At 31.1% G+C, this 19,384-nt stretch carries 13 protein-coding genes and 1 pseudogene; all 14 read right to left on the bottom strand.

All coding sequences use genetic code 11. The features are described from left to right. Nucleotides 1–60: 60 nt before the first annotated feature. Nucleotides 61–1,164, bottom strand: coding sequence for a methyl-accepting chemotaxis protein (locus A3M9_RS14090; protein WP_051350563.1), 1,104 nt, complete (start codon nucleotides 1,162–1,164; stop codon nucleotides 61–63). A gap of 41 nt (nucleotides 1,165–1,205) precedes the next feature. Next, nucleotides 1,206–1,783 (bottom strand): annotated as a pseudogene (locus A3M9_RS14850) (MCP four helix bundle domain-containing protein). A gap of 836 nt (nucleotides 1,784–2,619) precedes the next feature. Further along, on the bottom strand, nucleotides 2,620–3,603 hold the full coding sequence (locus A3M9_RS0102715) for an HD-GYP domain-containing protein (protein ID WP_027307841.1): 984 nt from the start codon (nucleotides 3,601–3,603) through the stop codon (nucleotides 2,620–2,622). Between the two features lie 66 nt (nucleotides 3,604–3,669). Next, complete coding sequence (locus A3M9_RS0102710; RefSeq protein ID WP_027307840.1) at nucleotides 3,670–5,400, bottom strand: methyl-accepting chemotaxis protein; 1,731 nt, start codon at nucleotides 5,398–5,400, stop codon at nucleotides 3,670–3,672. Between the two features lie 289 nt (nucleotides 5,401–5,689). Further along, the gene (locus A3M9_RS0102705) at nucleotides 5,690–6,067 is read right to left on the bottom strand and encodes a DUF6762 family protein (protein WP_051350562.1); all 378 of its coding nucleotides are present in this window, start codon (nucleotides 6,065–6,067) and stop codon (nucleotides 5,690–5,692) included. Between the two features lie 13 nt (nucleotides 6,068–6,080). Then, nucleotides 6,081–7,472 (bottom strand): glycine--tRNA ligase, encoded by a 1,392-nt coding sequence (locus A3M9_RS0102700; protein ID WP_027307838.1) that lies wholly within the window; start codon nucleotides 7,470–7,472, stop codon nucleotides 6,081–6,083. 274 nt (nucleotides 7,473–7,746) lie between these two features. Further along, nucleotides 7,747–9,729 (bottom strand): methyl-accepting chemotaxis protein, encoded by a 1,983-nt coding sequence (locus A3M9_RS0102695; protein WP_027307837.1) that lies wholly within the window; start codon nucleotides 9,727–9,729, stop codon nucleotides 7,747–7,749. Between the two features lie 242 nt (nucleotides 9,730–9,971). Then, complete coding sequence (locus A3M9_RS0102690) at nucleotides 9,972–11,147, bottom strand: sugar ABC transporter permease (RefSeq protein ID WP_027307836.1); 1,176 nt, start codon at nucleotides 11,145–11,147, stop codon at nucleotides 9,972–9,974. Nucleotides 11,148–11,158: 11 nt separating this feature from the next. Continuing rightward, complete coding sequence (locus A3M9_RS0102685; protein WP_027307835.1) at nucleotides 11,159–12,679, bottom strand: ATP-binding cassette domain-containing protein; 1,521 nt, start codon at nucleotides 12,677–12,679, stop codon at nucleotides 11,159–11,161. A gap of 90 nt (nucleotides 12,680–12,769) precedes the next feature. After that, nucleotides 12,770–13,864, bottom strand: a complete 1,095-nt coding sequence (locus A3M9_RS0102680) for a sugar ABC transporter substrate-binding protein (protein ID WP_084424581.1) — start codon at nucleotides 13,862–13,864, stop codon at nucleotides 12,770–12,772. 249 nt (nucleotides 13,865–14,113) lie between these two features. After that, a complete protein-coding gene (locus tag A3M9_RS0102675) occupies nucleotides 14,114–15,187 on the bottom strand; it encodes a sugar ABC transporter substrate-binding protein (RefSeq protein ID WP_027307833.1) in 1,074 nt (357 codons plus the stop codon). Beyond that, on the bottom strand, nucleotides 15,180–16,787 hold the full coding sequence (locus A3M9_RS0102670) for a response regulator (protein WP_027307832.1): 1,608 nt from the start codon (nucleotides 16,785–16,787) through the stop codon (nucleotides 15,180–15,182). Before A3M9_RS0102670 ends, A3M9_RS0102675 begins: the two co-directional genes overlap by 8 nt. Next, nucleotides 16,781–18,301 (bottom strand): sensor histidine kinase, encoded by a 1,521-nt coding sequence (locus A3M9_RS0102665; RefSeq protein ID WP_027307831.1) that lies wholly within the window; start codon nucleotides 18,299–18,301, stop codon nucleotides 16,781–16,783. Before A3M9_RS0102665 ends, A3M9_RS0102670 begins: the two co-directional genes overlap by 7 nt. After that, a complete protein-coding gene (locus A3M9_RS0102660; RefSeq protein WP_035165685.1) occupies nucleotides 18,294–19,325 on the bottom strand; it encodes a substrate-binding domain-containing protein in 1,032 nt (343 codons plus the stop codon). Before A3M9_RS0102660 ends, A3M9_RS0102665 begins: the two co-directional genes overlap by 8 nt. Nucleotides 19,326–19,384 lie beyond the last annotated feature (59 nt).

Raw genomic sequence — 19,384 nt, 5'->3', positions numbered from 1 at the left:
TGTAGACATATTGAATATATTTAAGCATAAAAAGTGCCATAAATTTTATGGCACTTTTTATTATTCAACCTTAAATCTATTTACTATATTAGCTAAATCCATAGACATATTACTTAGATTCTGAGCTGTAGCTGCAACTTCCTCTGTTGATGCTGAAAGTTCTTCAGACGATGCAGCTACTTCTTCTGATGCTGCTGTATTTTCTTGTGTTACTGCACTTGCTGATTCAACTTTCTCAAGTACAATCATCTTTGCCTTTTCCATATCATCAATTTCTTCATAAGTCTTAGCTATTAATGGTACTATATTTTTAACAGAATCAAGTATTTCTACAAATGCCATTACTGAATTTTCTACTATGCTTGTTTGATCGTTTATAAATCTGTCTACTTCATTTGATGTATTAATTACCTCTTCTGTATCTCTTTGTATTGAATCTACTAACTTAGCTATTTCTGCTGTTGATTTCTTTGACTCCTCTGCAAGTTTTCTTACTTCTTCTGCAACTACCGCAAATCCACGTCCTGCCTCTCCTGCTCTTGCTGCTTCTATTGCTGCATTTAGGGCAAGTAGATTGGTTTGTTCTGAAATTGAGTTTATTACATTTGTTATATTATTTATCTCTTTAACTGTGTTTGTTAAGTTATCCACCTTATTAATTACTACTTCAAAGGCATTTTTTATTTCATTTATTGATTTAACAAGTTTGTCCATTTCTGCATTACCTAAATTAGCTTTTTCTATGGCATTATCTGATTCTGATTTTACATTCTTTAATTCATCATATACATTTTCTATCTTATTTGAAAGATCATTCATCAACCCTACCACTTCTTGTAGTTCGTTAGCCTGTGATGATGAACCCTCTGCCACCTGTTGCACTATCTTTGCAAGTTCCTGTGATGATGATGCCATCTCTTCTGAAATAGCTGACAACGATTCAGAACTAACATTTACCTCATTAGATTTTTCCTTTACCTGATTTATAATTTCTTTAAATGATTCTTGCATTGTTTTGATTGATTTACCAATAATTCCTATCTCATCTTTCCTATTTATAATTTTTTCTGTTACTTCAGTTGTAAAATCTCCATTGGAAATTAGTGCTAATTGTTTAACCATTATTTCTAAAGGATTAGTTATACTTTTACTTATAATTAACACTAAAATTAACTCTAACAATACTGAAAATATTATAATTAGGACTAATAATGTTCTAGTTTTTTATAAAATGCATCATTTTTTTCTTTAACCTCATCCGCCACCTTAGCATTATAGTCCGATAAATCCCTCATATTTTTTTGAAATTCATTTGCTATATTTTCAATTGATTGAAATTTATCTAAAGCTTCCTTTTGTTTACCATCTAAAGCAAGTTTAAATACCTCTTCTCTTTCTATTCTATACTTTTGAAGATTATTTTCTAACACAGGTATTAAATCTTTTTCGTATTGATCTAAATTGGTTTTTTATAATTCTCTAAATTCTCATTGAATTCCTTTACCCTTTTTTCTATATCCTTCATCTTTTCATTTTGTTTTTCCTTATTATCTGTATGTAATATTATATAATAAATATCTGCTTCAATAGCCCTTCTGTGATTTTTATTATCATTTAACCATTTAATTGATAATAACCTATCTTTATACATAGAAGTCATATCCATATTAGCCCTTTGTAATTCAATATAGCTAAAACTTGCTATAAAAAAAATAAAAATAATCGATACTGCTGAAATAAGCATAAGCTTATTTTTTACCTTTAAATCATTTAGAATTCTCATATAATCCCCTCCAACATATTTTTAGTAAATTACCTAAGCTATATAATTTTGCAGTTGTTACACCTTCTTTTCAATTAATTTGATTACAAGAATAACTCTATTTCTTAATTACATTGTATTTCACAATTTCATTCAAATCAATAAAATTCGACATCTTTTTTACAATTTTACTATTTTAAATTAAATTCTTTTACATTATGAAATTACTAAATTACAATTATTTTTAAAATATATAATTTCTATAATCATTAAATTACAAAATTTATTTGAATTATTTTGTATTTTTATCTTGTATTTTGTCATATTTTGTTATATTATAGAATTACAAACAAATATACTTTCCCCAATAAATCTACTTTTCCCCAAACACCTTTAAAGATAGTCAAAGCACCCTTTCTGTAACACCCCAGCATAACTTTGACTATCTTTTCTTTTTGAATTATTTTATTGGATTTTGTAATTTAATGTTGAATTTTGCATTATTTTGTTATATTATATACTTGACAATGGCTTTTGATAGTCAGTACTTCCCCCTAATTGGCTAACCGCCAAACTGACTATCACTTTTTTGAATAGATTGTGTTGTTAAAAACTGTAGACAGTTTTTAATTATTTATATTATTATTGATATAAATCTAATATTTATTTGTATAAAAAATTAATTTCAATGCTAATCCCATTTACACATTCACCTTTCTTCTTTAAGGTTTAAGTTCAATTTTATTGAATTTAAACCCTTTAACATTAAAACTTCCCCATCAAACTTAAAAAGTCTCCTATGCTAATTATACATAAAGCATAGGAGACTTTTATAATGAGTTCCATATAATATTAAACTACAACAATACCTTTTCAACAAACAACGTCAACTCAGATTGTAGATTATAAAAGTGATTTATTCCATCCTTTTTAACCTTTACTATTGGTCTTGTTCCAATGTTTTTATTTTGAGCTATTACTACACCTTCTTCTCCGTTATTTAATAGAATTCTTAATCCATTTGGATAACAATATATATTTTTTATAAAATCCCTATAAATATCTTGATCCACTTTATTTGTAAGAGCGGATATATGTTCTATTGCTTGGTGAGGCATTAGTTTTTCCTTTTCTATTAAGTTCTTATACATATCACATATATTTATTATTTTTGCAAATTCAAATATATTATCTCCCCTTAACCCTAATGGCCCACTGCCATCGTTCATCTCGTGGTGTTGATAAACCGATGTATAGGTAGTTGCTTTAAACATAACATTTGATTTTAACAGATTATACCCTAAAATAGCGTGGTGCTCCTTTTCACTGTTTATAACCTTACCTACATCGTGTAATAGTGCCGCCAAGCCTAAATTATATATTTTCTTTTCATCATATCTTTTATTAACTCCAATAATAATTGATAATATTGCAACATCTATTGAATGGATAGATAAATAACTTATTTCATCTTTATGAATCAAATTGTTTAACAAAATTGCATTTTCAGACATATTAATATTTTCTATAATCTCTTTAACAATTTTATATGACTTCTCATAATCTACATATTTTTTAGTCTTCACTTCATTAAAAATACTATTTAATTCTTTGACAAGCCTTAATTTTATTTGAGACTCCAATACTTCTTGAATGCTAAAATCATCCTCTTTATCTTCGCTTTTTATATATACCGTATTAATACCCATATTTTTAAGTTTTTTAATAGCATTAGCTGTCAATGGACTTCCTTCTCTTAAAAATAGAACTCCATTATCATTATAAATAGTATTACCAAGTATCTGTCCTTCTAATTTTTCTGTCAATATATAAAGCCTCATTCTAATGCCCCTTTTCTATATTATTTTTTTATTATTAAAAGTGCCATAAAAATTTATGGCACTATTTTATTCAACCTTAAATCTACTTACTATATTAGCTAAATCCATAGCCATAGCACTTAAGTTTTGTGCTGTTGCAGCAACCTCTTCTGATGCTGCTGATATTTCTTGGGATGAAGCTGCAACCTCCTCTGATGCTGCTGTGTTTTCCTCTACAATTGCACTTACCCCTTCTACCTTTGATAAAACCTCATCCTTAGATTTTACTATTTTATCCATTCCCTCATATGTTCTATTCATAAGAGGTGCTATATTTTCTATAGAATTTAATATATCTACAAAAGCCATAACTGAATTATCTACTACACTTGTTTGAGCTTGTATAAATGTCTCAACCTCATTTGATGTTTTAATAACTTCTTCTGTATCCTTTTGGATTGAATTTACAAGTTCAATTATTTCTGCTGTTGATTTCTTTGATTCTTCTGCAAGTTTTCTTACTTCATCTGCAACTACCGCAAATCCACGTCCTGCCTCTCCTGCTCTTGCTGCCTCTATTGCTGCATTTAGAGCAAGTAGGTTTGTTTGTTCTGAAATTGCATTTATTACATTTGTTATATTATTTATCTCCTTAACTGAAGCCGTAAGTGTTCCAACTTTATTTACAACAACTTCAAAGGCATTTTTGATTTCGGTTATTGATTTTACAAGCTTGTCCATTTCAGCATTTCCAATATTTGCTTTGTTTGTTGCATTATCTGTTTCTGTCTTTACATTTCTAAGTTCAGCGTATACATTTTCTATATTTGTAGTTAAATCTGCTATTAGATTTACTATATCCTGTAGGTCATTTGCCTGAGATGTTGCACCCTCTGCCACCTGTTCCATTGTCTTCGCAAGTTCCTGTGATGATGATGCCATTTCCTCTGATGTTGCAGATAATTCCTGTGAACTTGCACTTAGGATTTCTGTATTTTCTTTTATTTCAGCCAACGCATTTTTCATATTATCTATAACTTTTGATAGAGACTTATTCATTTCTATAAATTCATTTTTTCCTTCAGTATCCAGCTCTACTGTAAAATCATATTGACTTAACTTTTCTGCAACATAGTTTATTTGTGCCATAGAATTTTTTAATAATTTTGTAGCCAAATAAGCAAAAACTGCTGATATAATTACCATTATTAAAGAAACGCTAAGCATTATAGTTCTTGATTTAGAATAAAGTAAATTTGCTCTATCAACAGCTATTGTTGCCTCAGATGCATTTTTTTGCACTAATGTATCTATTGCATTTTGAATATTCAAAGTTAAACTTTTTAAATTTTGAGTTTCCTCTGCAGATATTGATTGTCCTGTCTTTAATTGGTTAATTAATAGTTTTGAATTATCCATATATGCTTTATATGCACCTTCTACTTCTAATAACATCTTCTTTTGTTCTTCATTCATCTTAGTATTTCTATAATGTTCAAGTATATTATCAATATTGTCTTTTTGTTTATTTATATTTTGTTCTAATGTTTCATCATATTTGTTTGAATAGACCATTTGTGATAATGATAATCTTATCTTATAAAATTCTGTTTCAATATGCTTTAGTTCAAGGGATGGTAGCATCCTTTCATTGTAAAGATTATTCATATCCCCACTTAATACCCGCATATTTCTCATTCCTAATAATGAAATACCAATTAATGAAGCTCCCATAAAGGCAATTAGGATTAATATAAGAGAAAACATTTTGATGTTTTTAAGAAAGTTTTTACTCCCTGTACTATTCCCTCTTACCATTAAAAACCCTCCTCATTAATTTGTATTAATTTTATTTTTTTCTTTAGTGTAATAAATTTTTAAATTAAAAGACCAATTCGAATTATATCATATGACATAAATTGATGTAAACTATTTAATTTTGACATTTATCGACATCATAATATTACATTTTTATTAATTTGTTTAAATATTTGTTAAATACACTCTATTGATATTGTTTTTAAAGTTAATTTATTTTTAAATTTTGAATTGTAACATTTAACAAAAAAACAGCCCACCTTATTTTTATAAGGTGGGCTGTTTTAACTTACCTTATTTCTTCATATATTCTATTCATCTCATCATTATGGAATAAAATTACATCATTTAATCTCTCCTGCATCTCTTCGTGGTCGTCTACAAAGTCAAGCTCTACACACCACATTGGGTTGTATTCATCGTCTATCTCCTCTACTTTGTATCCCATCTGACTGTACTTTTCTATGTCATACATATCATATATTTGTGTAAACTCCTCATCGGTAACATCATCCTTTGTGGTGAGGAAAAGATAAACCTTACCATCTTCAACATACGCCTTATAGACTAAATTTAAACCCTCTTCAATCTCATAGCTTCCAAGTTCCTCCTGAAGAACTCCATTTTCCCTCTTCATTAGAACAAGTGCCTTTGCATCAATTTCCATATATTACACCTCTTTAAAATTCTAATCTCTCTTCTATATATTTTGCAACTTCGGCAATTGGTATTCTAACTTGAGTCATTGTGTCTCTATCTCTTATTGTAACTGAGTTGTCATTTAATGAATCAAAGTCGAAGGTTATACAGAATGGAGTACCTATTTCATCCTGTCTTCTATATCTCTTTCCTATACTTCCTGTTTCGTCAAAGTCAACCATAAACTTCTTAGAAAGCATTTCGTATACCTTAAAGGCTTCATCAGAAAGTTTCTTTGAAAGTGGTAGTACTGCTGCCTTAAATGGAGCAAGTGCTGGATGTAGTCTTAAAACTGTTCTTACATCTCCGCCCTCTAATTCTTCTTCATCGTAGGCATCAACTAAGAAGGCAAGGGCAACTCTATCTGCACCAACAGATGGTTCTATACAGTATGGAACTATCTTTTCATTTGTTTCAGGGTCAAAATAAACAAGTTCTTCTCCTGAATGATTAATATGTTGCTTTAGGTCAAAGTCTGTTCTATCTGCAATTCCCCATAGTTCTCCCCAGCCAAATGGGAATTTGTATTCTATGTCTGTTGTAGCATTGCTGTAATGGGATAGTTCTTCCTTTGAGTGATCTCTAAGTCTAATATTTTCTTCCTTCATACCAAGGCTAAGTAGCCAATTTTTACAGAATTCCTTCCAATATTCAAACCACTTTAGGTCTTCTCCTGGCTTGCAGAAGAATTCAAGTTCCATTTGCTCAAATTCTCTTGTTCTAAATGTAAAGTTACCAGGTGTTATTTCGTTTCTAAAGGATTTTCCTATTTGACCTATACCAAAGGGTAATTTTTTTCTTGTTGTCCTTTGAACGTTCTTAAAGTTTACAAATATACCCTGTGCAGTTTCAGGTCTTAAATATACAAGTGCCTTTGAGTCCTCTGTAACTCCTTGGAATGTCTTAAACATAAGATTAAATTGTCTTATGTCTGTAAAGTTTTTAGCTCCACATTCAGGACAGGCTATTCCATTTTCATCTATGTACTGCTTCATTTTTTCGTTGCTCCAACCGTCTACGATTGGATTTTCAACGCCTTGATTTTTCATAAAATTTTCTATTAGTTTATCAGCTCTATATCTTGTTTTACACTCTTTACAATCCATAAGAGGATCTGAAAAGCCTCCAACGTGCCCTGATGCAACCCAAACTTCAGGATTCATAAGTATTGCAGAGTCCAAACCAACATTATATGGGCTCTCTTGAATGAATTTTTTCCACCAAGCCTTCTTTACATTGTTTTTAAATTCAACACCAAGTGGGCCATAGTCCCAAGTGTTTGCAAGGCCTCCGTATATCTCTGAACCTGGGAAAACAAAACCTCTTGTTTTACAAAGGGAAACAATCTTATCCATTGTCTTTTCAACTGCCATTTTTGTACCTCCTTCTTTTTATTTTTTCCAAAACAAAAACCCTTCATCCCGGCAAGGGACGAAAGGTTTACTTCCGCGGTTCCACCCTTATTGGCATAACGCCCAGCTTTAAGGTAGTGCTCAAGGCTGCCCTTCACTGAAGGTTACTACCGAGCTTTCACCCTCCTCGGTTCGCTAAAAGCAACTTATTCAGCTACTCCTTCCTCTCATAGCACAAATATTAATTTCTTAAATTTTATGATAACAAATAGATAAATTTTGTCAAGGGTAATTATTACTCCACTTTAAATTTCTTTACAGCATTAACCAAATTATTAGCCATAGAACTTAAGCTTTGAGATGTTGCTGCAACCTCCTCTGAAGATGCTGAAAGTTCCTCTGAAGATGCTGCAACCTCTTCTGAGGCTGCTGTATTTTCTTGAACAACTGCAGTAACCCCTTCTGCCTTTTGTAGAACATCATTCTTAGCCTTTTCCATTACATTCATTTCTCTATATGTGTTATCAATAAGTGGTACAACCTTTTCAACAGATTCTAAAATCTCACCAAAGGCAACAACTGTGTTTTGAACAACATTAGTTTGCTCTTTTACTAAGCCATTTACATTGTTTGATGAATTTATAACTTCCTGAACATCCATCTGAATTGAATTAATTAGCTGTGTTATTTCTGCTGTAGACTTTTTAGATTCTTCAGCAAGCTTTCTTACTTCCTCTGCTACAACCGCAAAACCACGTCCTGCATCGCCTGCTCTTGCTGCCTCTATTGCTGCATTTAATGCAAGTAGGTTAGTCTGCTCTGAGATAGTATTTATTGTATTTGTTATATTGTTTATTTCCTTAACTGATGTAGTTAAGTTATTAACCTTATCCACAACTATTTCAAAGGATTTTTGAATTTCATCTATAGATTGCACTAATCTTTCTATTTCTCCCTTACCTAATTTTGCCTTATTTTTTGCATTATCTGTCTCATCTTTTACATTTTTTAACTCTTTATATAGGTTTTCAATCTTATTTGATAAATCCGTCATTGCTGCAACAATATCCTGTAGATCATTGGCTTGGGCTGATGAACCCTCTGCAACCTGTTGAATTGTTTTTGCAAGTTCCTCAGATGACGATGCCATCTCTTCAGATATAGAAGATAGCCCCTCTGATTGACTTAAAACTTCGTGGGCATTTTCTATAATTTCCTTAATCATATTCTTTTGTGACTCTACCATAGTCCTAAAGCTATCCTGTATATCGCCTATTTCATTGTTTTGATTTACATCAACTTCAATTGTATAATCACCTTCTGCTGCCCTCTTCATTAATGCTGATAAACCTATCAAAGGTTTTGTAATTTGCATTGATAAATAATAGCCCAATGATATTATTGCAATCAATGTCAATATTAGTATTATAATCACCTTAAATTTACTTGTATTTAGTGCTTTTTTATATTCACTTTCATTCATTGTTGAAACTACAATCCATTTCGTAAGCTTTGACTGTTCCAACCCACTTATTCTATTTTCTCCATTAAACTTATATTTCAAATTTCCACTCTTTGTTTCAATTATACTTTTTCCAAAATCGAATTCTTCAACAATATTTTTTAATACCATTTCTTTATTAGGATGTGCTATTATTGTACCATCTTCAAGTATCAGTGCTGCATATCCAGTATCTCCAACCTTTGTTTTCACTATGTGTTCAATAAGTGCCTCAAGAGTTATATCTATACCAACAACAGCCTCTGTTCCATCATTTAATCTAAATGCCTTTGCAACTGTTACCATCATATATCCGGTTGTAGTTGATTTATATGGCTTTGTTATTATTACATTGCCAAAATTACTTGTTGCATCTTTATACCAAGGTCTTTGTGTAGGGTCATAGTCCTTTGGCATTTCCTTTTGCGGAATTATTATAAACTCCTTATTTTGTTTTCCTACATAAACTTGAAAAAAGTTTGGATTTGATGTTTTGTAATTTGTTAATGTTGAAACTATATCTTCTCTATTACCAGAAAGAATCATTTCATTTTTTGTTATAGACTCTGTTGCTGCCTTTGATACGTCTATTAAAGAATCGATGTATGCTACCTTTTCAACAGATATTTGTTTTGTTAAATTATTTACCTTCTCCTCAACAAGTTTAGTACTGTTGTTAATAAGAATAAATGAAACTAATAAAAGGGGAATAATTGCTGTGAGGACAATAAGACTTGTTAGCTTATTCCTAAGTTTACCTTTTTTTGTTTTCTTCATTGCAAAATATACCTCCTTTACACTTCCTATTTATGTATAAAATATTATATATTTTATTATATCATCGTCATAATTCTATTACAATTTTAAATTTTCGATATTTTTTTGAGATTAAATTATATTTAAAATTTTATTAAATACAATTTATCTATAAAAATAAAAAGGTAAAGGCTATTTTGAAACAGCCTCTACCTTTTCATCTTAAAGAGCAAATATATAATTTAAGGGGGAACTTCTCAAAATCACTTGCTCTTGTTTCTTGTCTTTACATCAAATATTACTGCTGCTGCAAGAACAGCACCTCTTATAATATATTGATATGAAATACCTACTCCCATTAAGTTCATACCGTTAATAAGGGATGACATAACAAGTGCACCAACTATTGAACCTGTAACCTTTCCTACGCCACCTGCTGCAGAAACTCCACCAACGTAGGCAGCTGCAATTGCATCAAGTTCAAATAATGTTCCTGCTGTAGTTGTTGCTGATTGCAAACGTGCAGTGTATAAAATTCCTGATAGTGCAGCAAGTAGTCCCATTGAACCAAAAACTATCAATGTTATCTTGCTTACATCAATACCACTTAGCTTTGCAGCCTCTGGGTTTCCACCTACCGCATAAATGTGTCTTCCAAGAGATGTTTTTGTGGTTATTATGTGATATACAGCAACTACAATTATTACTATAACTACTGTCCAAGAAAGACCATTATACCCAGAAAGAATCCAAGTAACATATCCTATTATTGACGATATGAATACAAGTTTTAATATAAACATAGGTTTAGAAATAACTTCAAAGTTGTATTTTAACTTATTTTTTCTTGTTTTGTATTCGCTATATATATAGAAAACAATTGCACAAGCACCAATTAGTAAAGTTAAAAGGTGAACTCCCTTTATATTTGCAATGTCCGGAATATATCCATTTCCTATTGCATTGAAGCTCTTGTTTGGTATTATTATTGTTCCTGTACCCTCTGTAGCAAGTAAAAGTGCTCCTCTAAACACAAGCATACCCGCCAATGTTGCAACAAAGGCTGGAATACCTACATTTGCAATCAAATATCCATTGAAAAGACCAATGAGTAAACCCAATATCAATGCTACAAGTATTGCTACAGGAACAGGAGTACCATACTTTGTAAGTAAAATTGCAATGAGTGCTCCTAAAAATCCTGCAACATATCCAACTGATAGGTCAATGTGTCTTATTACAATAACCAAAGTCATACCAACAGATAAAACTGCAATATATCCAGTTTGGTTGATTAGATTACTTATATTTCTTGATGATATAAAAAGCCCACCAGAACCTATTGTAAATATAATCATTATAACTGCTAAGGCTATATACATACCATATTCACGAATATTTTCTCTTAAAAGTTGTTTTGCTTCTTTAATAAAATCCATATCCACGCCTCCTAATTAGTTGCAAGTTCCATAATTTTTTCTTGGGTTGCCTCTTCTATAGGTAATTCACCAACTATTTTTCCATCTGACATTACATATACTCTATCGCTCATTCCAAGAACTTCAGGTAGTTCTGATGAAATCATAACTATACTCATACCTTGCTTTACAAGTTCATTCATTAGTGTGTATATTTCATATTTTGCTCCAACATCTATCCCTCTTGTTGGTTCATCAAGTATTAGCACATATGGTTTCGCAAAGAGCCACTTCCCAAGTGAAACCTTCTGTTGATTTCCACCGCTCAAATTTCCAACCTTTTGTTCTACACTTGGAGCCTTTATTTTCAAAGATGCCTTATATTCATTAGCAACCTTTATTTCCTCATTTTGATTTATAAATCCCTTTTCACATAGGCACTTTAAATTAGCCAAGGTTATATTTGATTTTATGTCATCGATTAAAATCAAACCATTTCCCTTTCTATCCTCAGTTACATAGGCTACTCCTGCCTTTATTGCATCCTTTGGTTTTAAAAATCTCTTCTTCTCTCCATTGACAAAAATATCTCCCTTTACTCTATAACCCTTCGAGTTGCCAAATATACTCAAGGCAAGTTCTGTTCTTCCTGAACCCATAAGCCCTGCGATACCAACTATTTCTCCCTTTCTTACATTAAAGGAAACATCTTTTAGTATCTGCCTATTTAAATTGGGATCATAGGCACTTAAATTCTTAACCTCAAGTACCTTGTCACCAAAATTCTTTATATTTCTCTTTGGATATATATCATCTATTTCACGACCAACCATATGTTTTATAATAATACCTTCTGTAATCTTATCCTTCTCCCTATCCAGTGAACAAATTGTTTTTCCATCTCTTAATACTGTTATAGAATCTGCAACCTCTAAAACTTCCTTTAACTTATGTGATATCAAAATACAGGTTACTCCCTGTCCCTTTAATTCTTTTATAAGTTTAAGAAGATTTTCACTGTCATCTTCATTTAGAGCAGCTGTTGGTTCATCAAGTATTAAAAGTTTTACATTTTTACTTAAGGCCTTTGCTATTTCAACAAGTTGTTGCATTCCAACACCAAGGTCTTTAATTTTAATTGAAGGATTTATATTGAGCTTAACCTTTTTTAGCATCTCCTTGGCTCTAACTATTGTCTCTTCCCAATCTATAAATTTACCTTTTTTAATTTCGTGGCCTAAAAAAATATTTTCATATACTGTAAGTTCAGGGATTAGTGCAAGTTCTTGATATATAGTTACAATACCAACCTTTTCACTATCTGATATATGTGAAAACCTTTGAATATTTCCATTAAAAACTATATCTCCTGAATATTCTCCATAAGGATATACACCACTTAAAACCTTCATTAAAGTTGATTTACCTGAACCATTTTCACCTACTAAGCAGTGGATTTCTCCTCTTTTAACCTTAAAATTTACATTATCAAGAGCCTTAACTCCTGGAAATGTTTTTGTTATATTTTTCATCTCTAAAATATAATCGCTCATAGCACCGCTCGCTCCTTGATAAACATTAAAATATTTTATGAATGAATAGTGATAGCCAAAGCTACCACTATTCATAAATTTAAACTGCTTTTACTTAATTCCTGTAAAGTCTGAAGCATTGTAGTAACCTGAATCAATAAGAGCTTGTTTTACATTATCCTTTGTTACAACAATAACTTCAGTTTGCTTTGCCTTAACATCTATCTTACCATTGTTATATGAACCAGTAGTCTTTGGTTCCTTACCATCAAGTATATCCTTAGCCATTCCTATAGCATCCTTTACAAGTGTTCTAACATCCTTAAATACTGTCATTGATTGCTTTCCATCAATGATATATTGTATTGAAGCCTTTTCTGCATCTTGTCCAGTTATCTTATAGCTTGTAACGTCCTTGTCAGCTGCGAATGCATCTGCTATTGCACGAGCTGTACCATCATTTGGAGCTAATATAAATACATTACCCTTATCTTCCTTTGAAGCTGCAGTTAAGTGTGCCTCTGCCTTATTCTTTGCTTCATTAAAATCCCAGTTTGTAGTTACTTGTCCTATTATTCTACTCATTTCATCACGAGTTAGCTTTGCCTTACCTTGTAATGCAACTGCCTCACTTGAATTCTTTATAACAAATGTTCCATCAGCAATCTTTGGTTGAAGAACATTCCAAGCACCTTCAAAGAATAGGAATGCATTATTATCTGATGCTGCTCCAGCATATAGATATAATGGGTTTCCTTTACCTTGAGCTTGTTCTACTAAGTATCTTGCTTGTGCTTCACCTACTGCAACGCTATCAAATGTTACATAGTAGTCAACTGCATCGGTATTAGTTATTAATCTATCATAGGAGATTACCTTAATACCCTCCTTCTTAGCTGCTTCTGCTGCTGCAGCTGCTGCACTACCATCGTGAGGACAAATGATTAATACCTTTATTCCCTTTGCTATAAGGGCGTCAACATTTTCCTTTTCCTTTGCTGATGAACCCTGGCTAAATAGGATTTCTACTGAATGGTTAGTGTCTTTTAGAGCTTCCTTAAATCTTGTTTCGTCTTGAACCCATCTTGGTTCATCCTTTGTTGGTAGAACTATACCAACATCAACCTTTTTTGTTCCACAGGATGTCAAGCTAAACATCATAAGGCCTAAAACTGCTGCTGAAATAAACTTTTTCAATTTAATCATACTAAACCCCCCTGAATTTTGTTTGTTATTTTCAGCTAATTTAAAATTTTCTAACTCATTAGCTTCAACTAAATTATTGCATATTTATCTTGGCTTGTCTCTGTAGGTATTTGTGTTGGATAAGTATAATTTAGTGAATTATCTGAATTTTATAAAATTAATTAGTAATTTTTTGTTGCAAAATTTTACACAAAAATACCCCATAAAAGATTGATAAAATACCAAATCTTTTATGGGGTTTAAATCTATCTACTTCTTTAGATAAACTTCCTCCCTCAAGTGGAATCCATCTCTTATTATGGTTTCATCCATATTATTTTTATCCACTGCAATAGGCTCTAAAACATAATAAGGAACATAGTATTTACCATCAAATATTTTATTATCTGTTTGTATTTGTTCATTTTTTACAAGCTTTATAGCCATCCTAATTGCCTCTTCCGCAAGTCTATCAATTGGCTTATATATCGTCATAAGCTGTGTACCCTCTACTATTCTCTGACAAGCCCAAAGGTCTGCATCCTGTCCTACTACATAAACCCTTCCTATACGTCTATGTTCTGAAAGTGCCTCAATTACTCCCTCTGCAAGGCTGTCATTTCCACATATTACAGCATCTATATCTGTGTTTTTCTGTAGTTCTCTATCAACAACATTAAAGGCATACTCCCTCATCCAATTAGGCGACCACTCTTCTCCAACTATCTTAATCTGTCCATTGTTAATATATGGCTCTAACTTTTTATCATAACCCTCTTTAATCATCTTTGTATTGTAGTCATTTTTTGCACCGTTTACTATAAAAATGTTGCCATATCTCATTTTATTTAATATTCCCTCTGCCATAAGCTCTCCAACCCTTACATTGTCAAAACTAATGTAGAGGTCGACATTAGAATTAAGCACCAATCTGTCATAGGATATAACTGGAACTCCCCTTTCCTTTGCCATTTGAACTGCACTTTGTGCCTTTATATAGTCATTAGGAACAAGCAAAAGCACGTCAATCCCCTGATCCAATAGATATTTAACCTGATTTAGTTGATCTTGGTCGTCATTATTTGCATTTTGTACTATGATTTCAGCATCATATTCCCTTGCCTTTGCCATTAAAATATCTCTATCCTTTATCCATCTTTCTTCCTTTAAAGTACCAAGTGAAAAACCTATTCTTATCTTCTTTTTATCATCCTTCACACTATTGTTTGAAGATAAATATACATAGGGCTTATAAAACTTTATAAAAATTAAGGCTGTCTGTATTATGAGAAGTAGGAGGAGTGAAACTAATATTGAATTTCTTAAAAACCTATCCTTAATCAACATAATCCCCCCTTATCCTGCTTGAAGCTCTATATTCTGTGGGGGTCATTCCAGTTATCTTTTTAAATATTTTGCAGTAGTAGTTAGGGTCATTATATCCTATCTCTTGGCATATCTCCTTTATACTCATATTTCTATTAGATAATAATTGCATAGACTTTTCTATTCTAAGTTCTGTTAAATAATCTGTAAATCCTTTTCCTATCTCATTTTTAAATATTTTGCTTAAATAATGATAACTAATATTAACGTGCTGTGCTGCATCCTGAAGAGAAATATCTTCTTTATAATTTTTGTTTATAAATTCTAAAACCTTTGATATAATATCATCCACCTGCTCCTGCTTTCTATTTTGTATTTCAAGGGAGATATCTGAAATATACTGTAAAAAGCTTTTTCTTATTTCATTTATATCCTCTTCCTTTAAAACCGTCAAAACAAATGCCTGCTTTAGGGTATTAATATTATCAAGCTTATATGGAATAACTTTATCTACATTAAAGGCCAATTCTATAAGTTTTGTTTTTATTTTGTATATATCATTAACATATGCATTGCTTAACCAAACATATATTGATTTAAAAGCTTCCTTAGCACCATTAAAGTCTCCTGAAACAATACAGTTTAAAAAGGCAGTTTCAAGGTTCCAAGGGTACACATCATCCTTTTGAGTATTAGGATTTATATCCTCATAATGAACAATAGTTTGTCCATTATTTATAGAAGATGCAATATAGGCCTCATTACAGGACTTATTAAAATTTTCTATACTATAATTTCTACCTATTCCTATTTTATATTTTAAATTAGATGCACCCTTTATTTTTTCTTCAAACTTCTTTGCTGTTTCAATGGATTTATATTTAACAAATTCATCCTCATCTTCATCAGTCGGGATAAAGGCTACAATTCTATCCGATAAAGGATTGGATATAATGCAGGGAACTATACTTTTTAATTTTATTTTAAACAGGTCGTAAAAATTCTGTTTATCATATTTGTCCTTAAGAGTTGTATTTCCTACTAAACGCCCATCACCCTCAAGGGAAACACTCATAACATAACCCTGCCTTAATGACATATTAAAAACATTTTCATAAAATCCCACATCATTTAATGTTCCTATATTGAACATCTTATATGCTATAAATTGTCCCTCTAAAAATGGTACAATATTGTTTATTCTCTCCTTTAATTCAACCTCCAACATTATATTTCTTCTTCTTTTTTCAATTGCAGTTTTTAGATTATTAATGGTTTCTATTAACTTAAGTTTATTTATAGGTTTTAAAAGATATTCAAAAACACCAAGATTTAATGCCTCCTTTGCGTAGTCAAAGTATTCATAGGCTGTTAGTATTACAAAAAATATATCGCTATTTGTAGACTTAATCTGCCTTATAGCCTCTATTCCATTAATGCCAGGCATATGTATATCCATAAAAACAATATCTGGCTTTGTTTGTATTGCCTTTTCTATTGCTTCACGTCCTGTAGCTGCAGTATCTACAATTTTTACATCATCAAAGTTTTTTTCTATTATCATTTTTATATATTCAAGAACAAGATACTCATCATCTACTATTAAAACCTTCAACATACTTTTAATCCCCCTTGTCCCACATTAAATCTTGGTATCTTCAAGGTTACTTTAGTACCTTCATCTATTTTACTTTCAATACTTATTAACTCACTTCTATCTTTTATATTAAAAAGAAGCTCTAACCTTTCTAAGACATTCTTCATTCCAATACCTGTAACGTGTTTTTTGGCAATCTCTTCGTCTTTATCGGAACATATTATTGCATTTATACACTCTGTATCCATTCCTGTCCCGTTGTCAATAATATCAATTAATACATAATCAAGTTCTGCCTTTACATTAAGATGTATTTCCCCTTTTCTTTCAAGATTTTGAAGTCCGTGTATATAAGCATTTTCAACAATCGGCTGAAGTGTTATTCTTGGTATTTTTGTATCTAACGCAAGTTCATCTATATCAGTATAGAAGTCTATCCTGTTTCCAAATCTCATCTTCAAAATCTGCATATAATTTATAACGTGTTCTATTTCATCCCTTAAGGAGACTAAATCATCAATATTTTTAAGGTTGTATCTAAAAAGTTGTGCTATGTTTTCAATAAACTCTGATGTCTTATCAGCCCCTTCAATTGTTGATAATTGTGCCGCCGCGTTTAATGTATTAAATAAAAAATGGGGGTTTATTTGTGATTGTAGATACTTAAGTTCTGCCTCCTTAAGAAGACTACCCATTTTTAAATTTTGAAGCTCCTGCTCCTTTAGCTTATTTTCCATCTCGGCTTGTTTTTTAAGTTCACTTATATAATCCTTTATGCTCTCAACCATCTTTATAAATGCACCTGTTAAAATATCTGTTTCATCGCCTGTATGGGTTTGAGTAAGCTTAACCTCTAAGTCTCCCTCTGTAATTCGTTCTGCATATTTTGATAGCTCAGATATTGGTTTTATTAATCTATAGGTTGCAGATGCTGCAATATATAATGTGACAATAACTGATACAATTATTGCAAAAAAGGTTAGTATAATAATAAACCTCATATTGCTATTTATGTTTTGGTATCTTTCGGTACCACCCTTTAATGTATTGTCTAACAGTTTATTGTTATATTTGTTTATATATTCACCTATTTCAGTAACCCTTTCAAAATTTGCTATGTATCTACTGCTTATCCTACCTCTCTTTGCCAACACAGCCTTATCCGTTTCTGATAAAAGTTCATCAAGCATATTACCAATATCCTTTAGAATTAATTTATCTTCATTGTAATCTAACGTTCTTGGTATTTCCCTTGATATTACCTGAAGTCTATTATAATAGTCATAATAACGCAAAAGACTTTCCGAGGAGGCGGTAGTCAAGTATTTTTCAAGTTCTGTAATTAGGCTATTTACTGTGTTTTTTACATCATTTATGTATATATAATCCTTTATGATTGTATTTGTATTATTTAAAACTACATTGGCACTATAATAGGAAAAAAGACTTATGCTACTTAAGAACAATATAATAAACAAAAAATATATAATTAGCTTTTTTCTTATTCCAAAGAATTTAAAAAACTCTCTATTCATAAAGACTCTCCCACTTTAGAAGTTTTTCCTTTTCATTGCTTTTTTTCTTGAATTCCTCAATCGTTTCCTTTGTTAAAACCTTTAATTCGGTATTTATATAATACGGAACATTTTTCGATGATTTAATATCAATAAGTGCTTTAACACTTTCGTATCCCATCTGAAAGGGATCACTTGATATAGTTCCATAAATAATTTCCTTATCAATATATCTTATGATTTCCTCTGAACTTCCATAGCCCACAAGTATTATTTCACCAACCTTGTTTCTATCTACAATTAGCTGTGCTGCTCCTAAGGTATCTGCTGAACTAACTGTAAAAATAGCATTTATTTTTTCTTGCGAATCTATAATCTTTTGTGTTATTTCCTCTGCACTTAAAATGCCCATTTTAGATGTATAGGTTTTTACAACCTTCATTTCTGGATAATCCTTTATGGCACTAAAAAAACCGTTCATTTTTAGATTGTTTTCCACCAAATCTTGATTTAAATCATTGCTTGTGATAATTGCAATATTGGCTCTTCCACCTGTTGCTTTTATCATAAGTTCCGCTGCCTTTTTACCAACCTCAAAACTATTTACCCCTACGAAGGAATATCTTTTACTTTTATTATCATCATTTTCAAATGTAATAACAGGAATACCCTTAAAAAATGCCCTATCAATTAGGCTTGTGAAATCTCCTGTTGTTGGAACGTGGGTAATAATTCCATCTACCTTTGATAAAATTGCAATATCAAGATATTTTAACTGTTCCTTTGGATCATTAAATCTTGGAGAGCAGAACTCTATTACTACATTATTATCCTTTGCTGCCTTATTTGCCCCCATTATAACCTCTCTCCAGAAGGGATCTGTTGAGTTTTGTGTTATAAAATAAAAATGATATAGAGGTTTTGCAAAAACAGTCTGTTCTCTATCATTTTTTGTATACATAAGCAATAAACTTGCTGCTATATTTGCTATTATTAGAATTAAAATAGCTTGTCTATTTATAAAATCAACCAACTTCTTAAACATTGCCAACCCACCTTGTCATAAAATTCTCAATTTTCATTATATCATAAAAAACAAAAAGA

The sequence above is a fragment of the Caloramator sp. ALD01 genome (genome assembly GCF_000472625.1).
Classification (GTDB): domain Bacteria; phylum Bacillota; class Clostridia; order Clostridiales; family Caloramatoraceae; genus Thermobrachium; species Thermobrachium proteoclasticum.
Note: the sequence above shows the minus strand (reverse complement) of the source record. Positions and strands in the feature narration are given on the sequence as shown.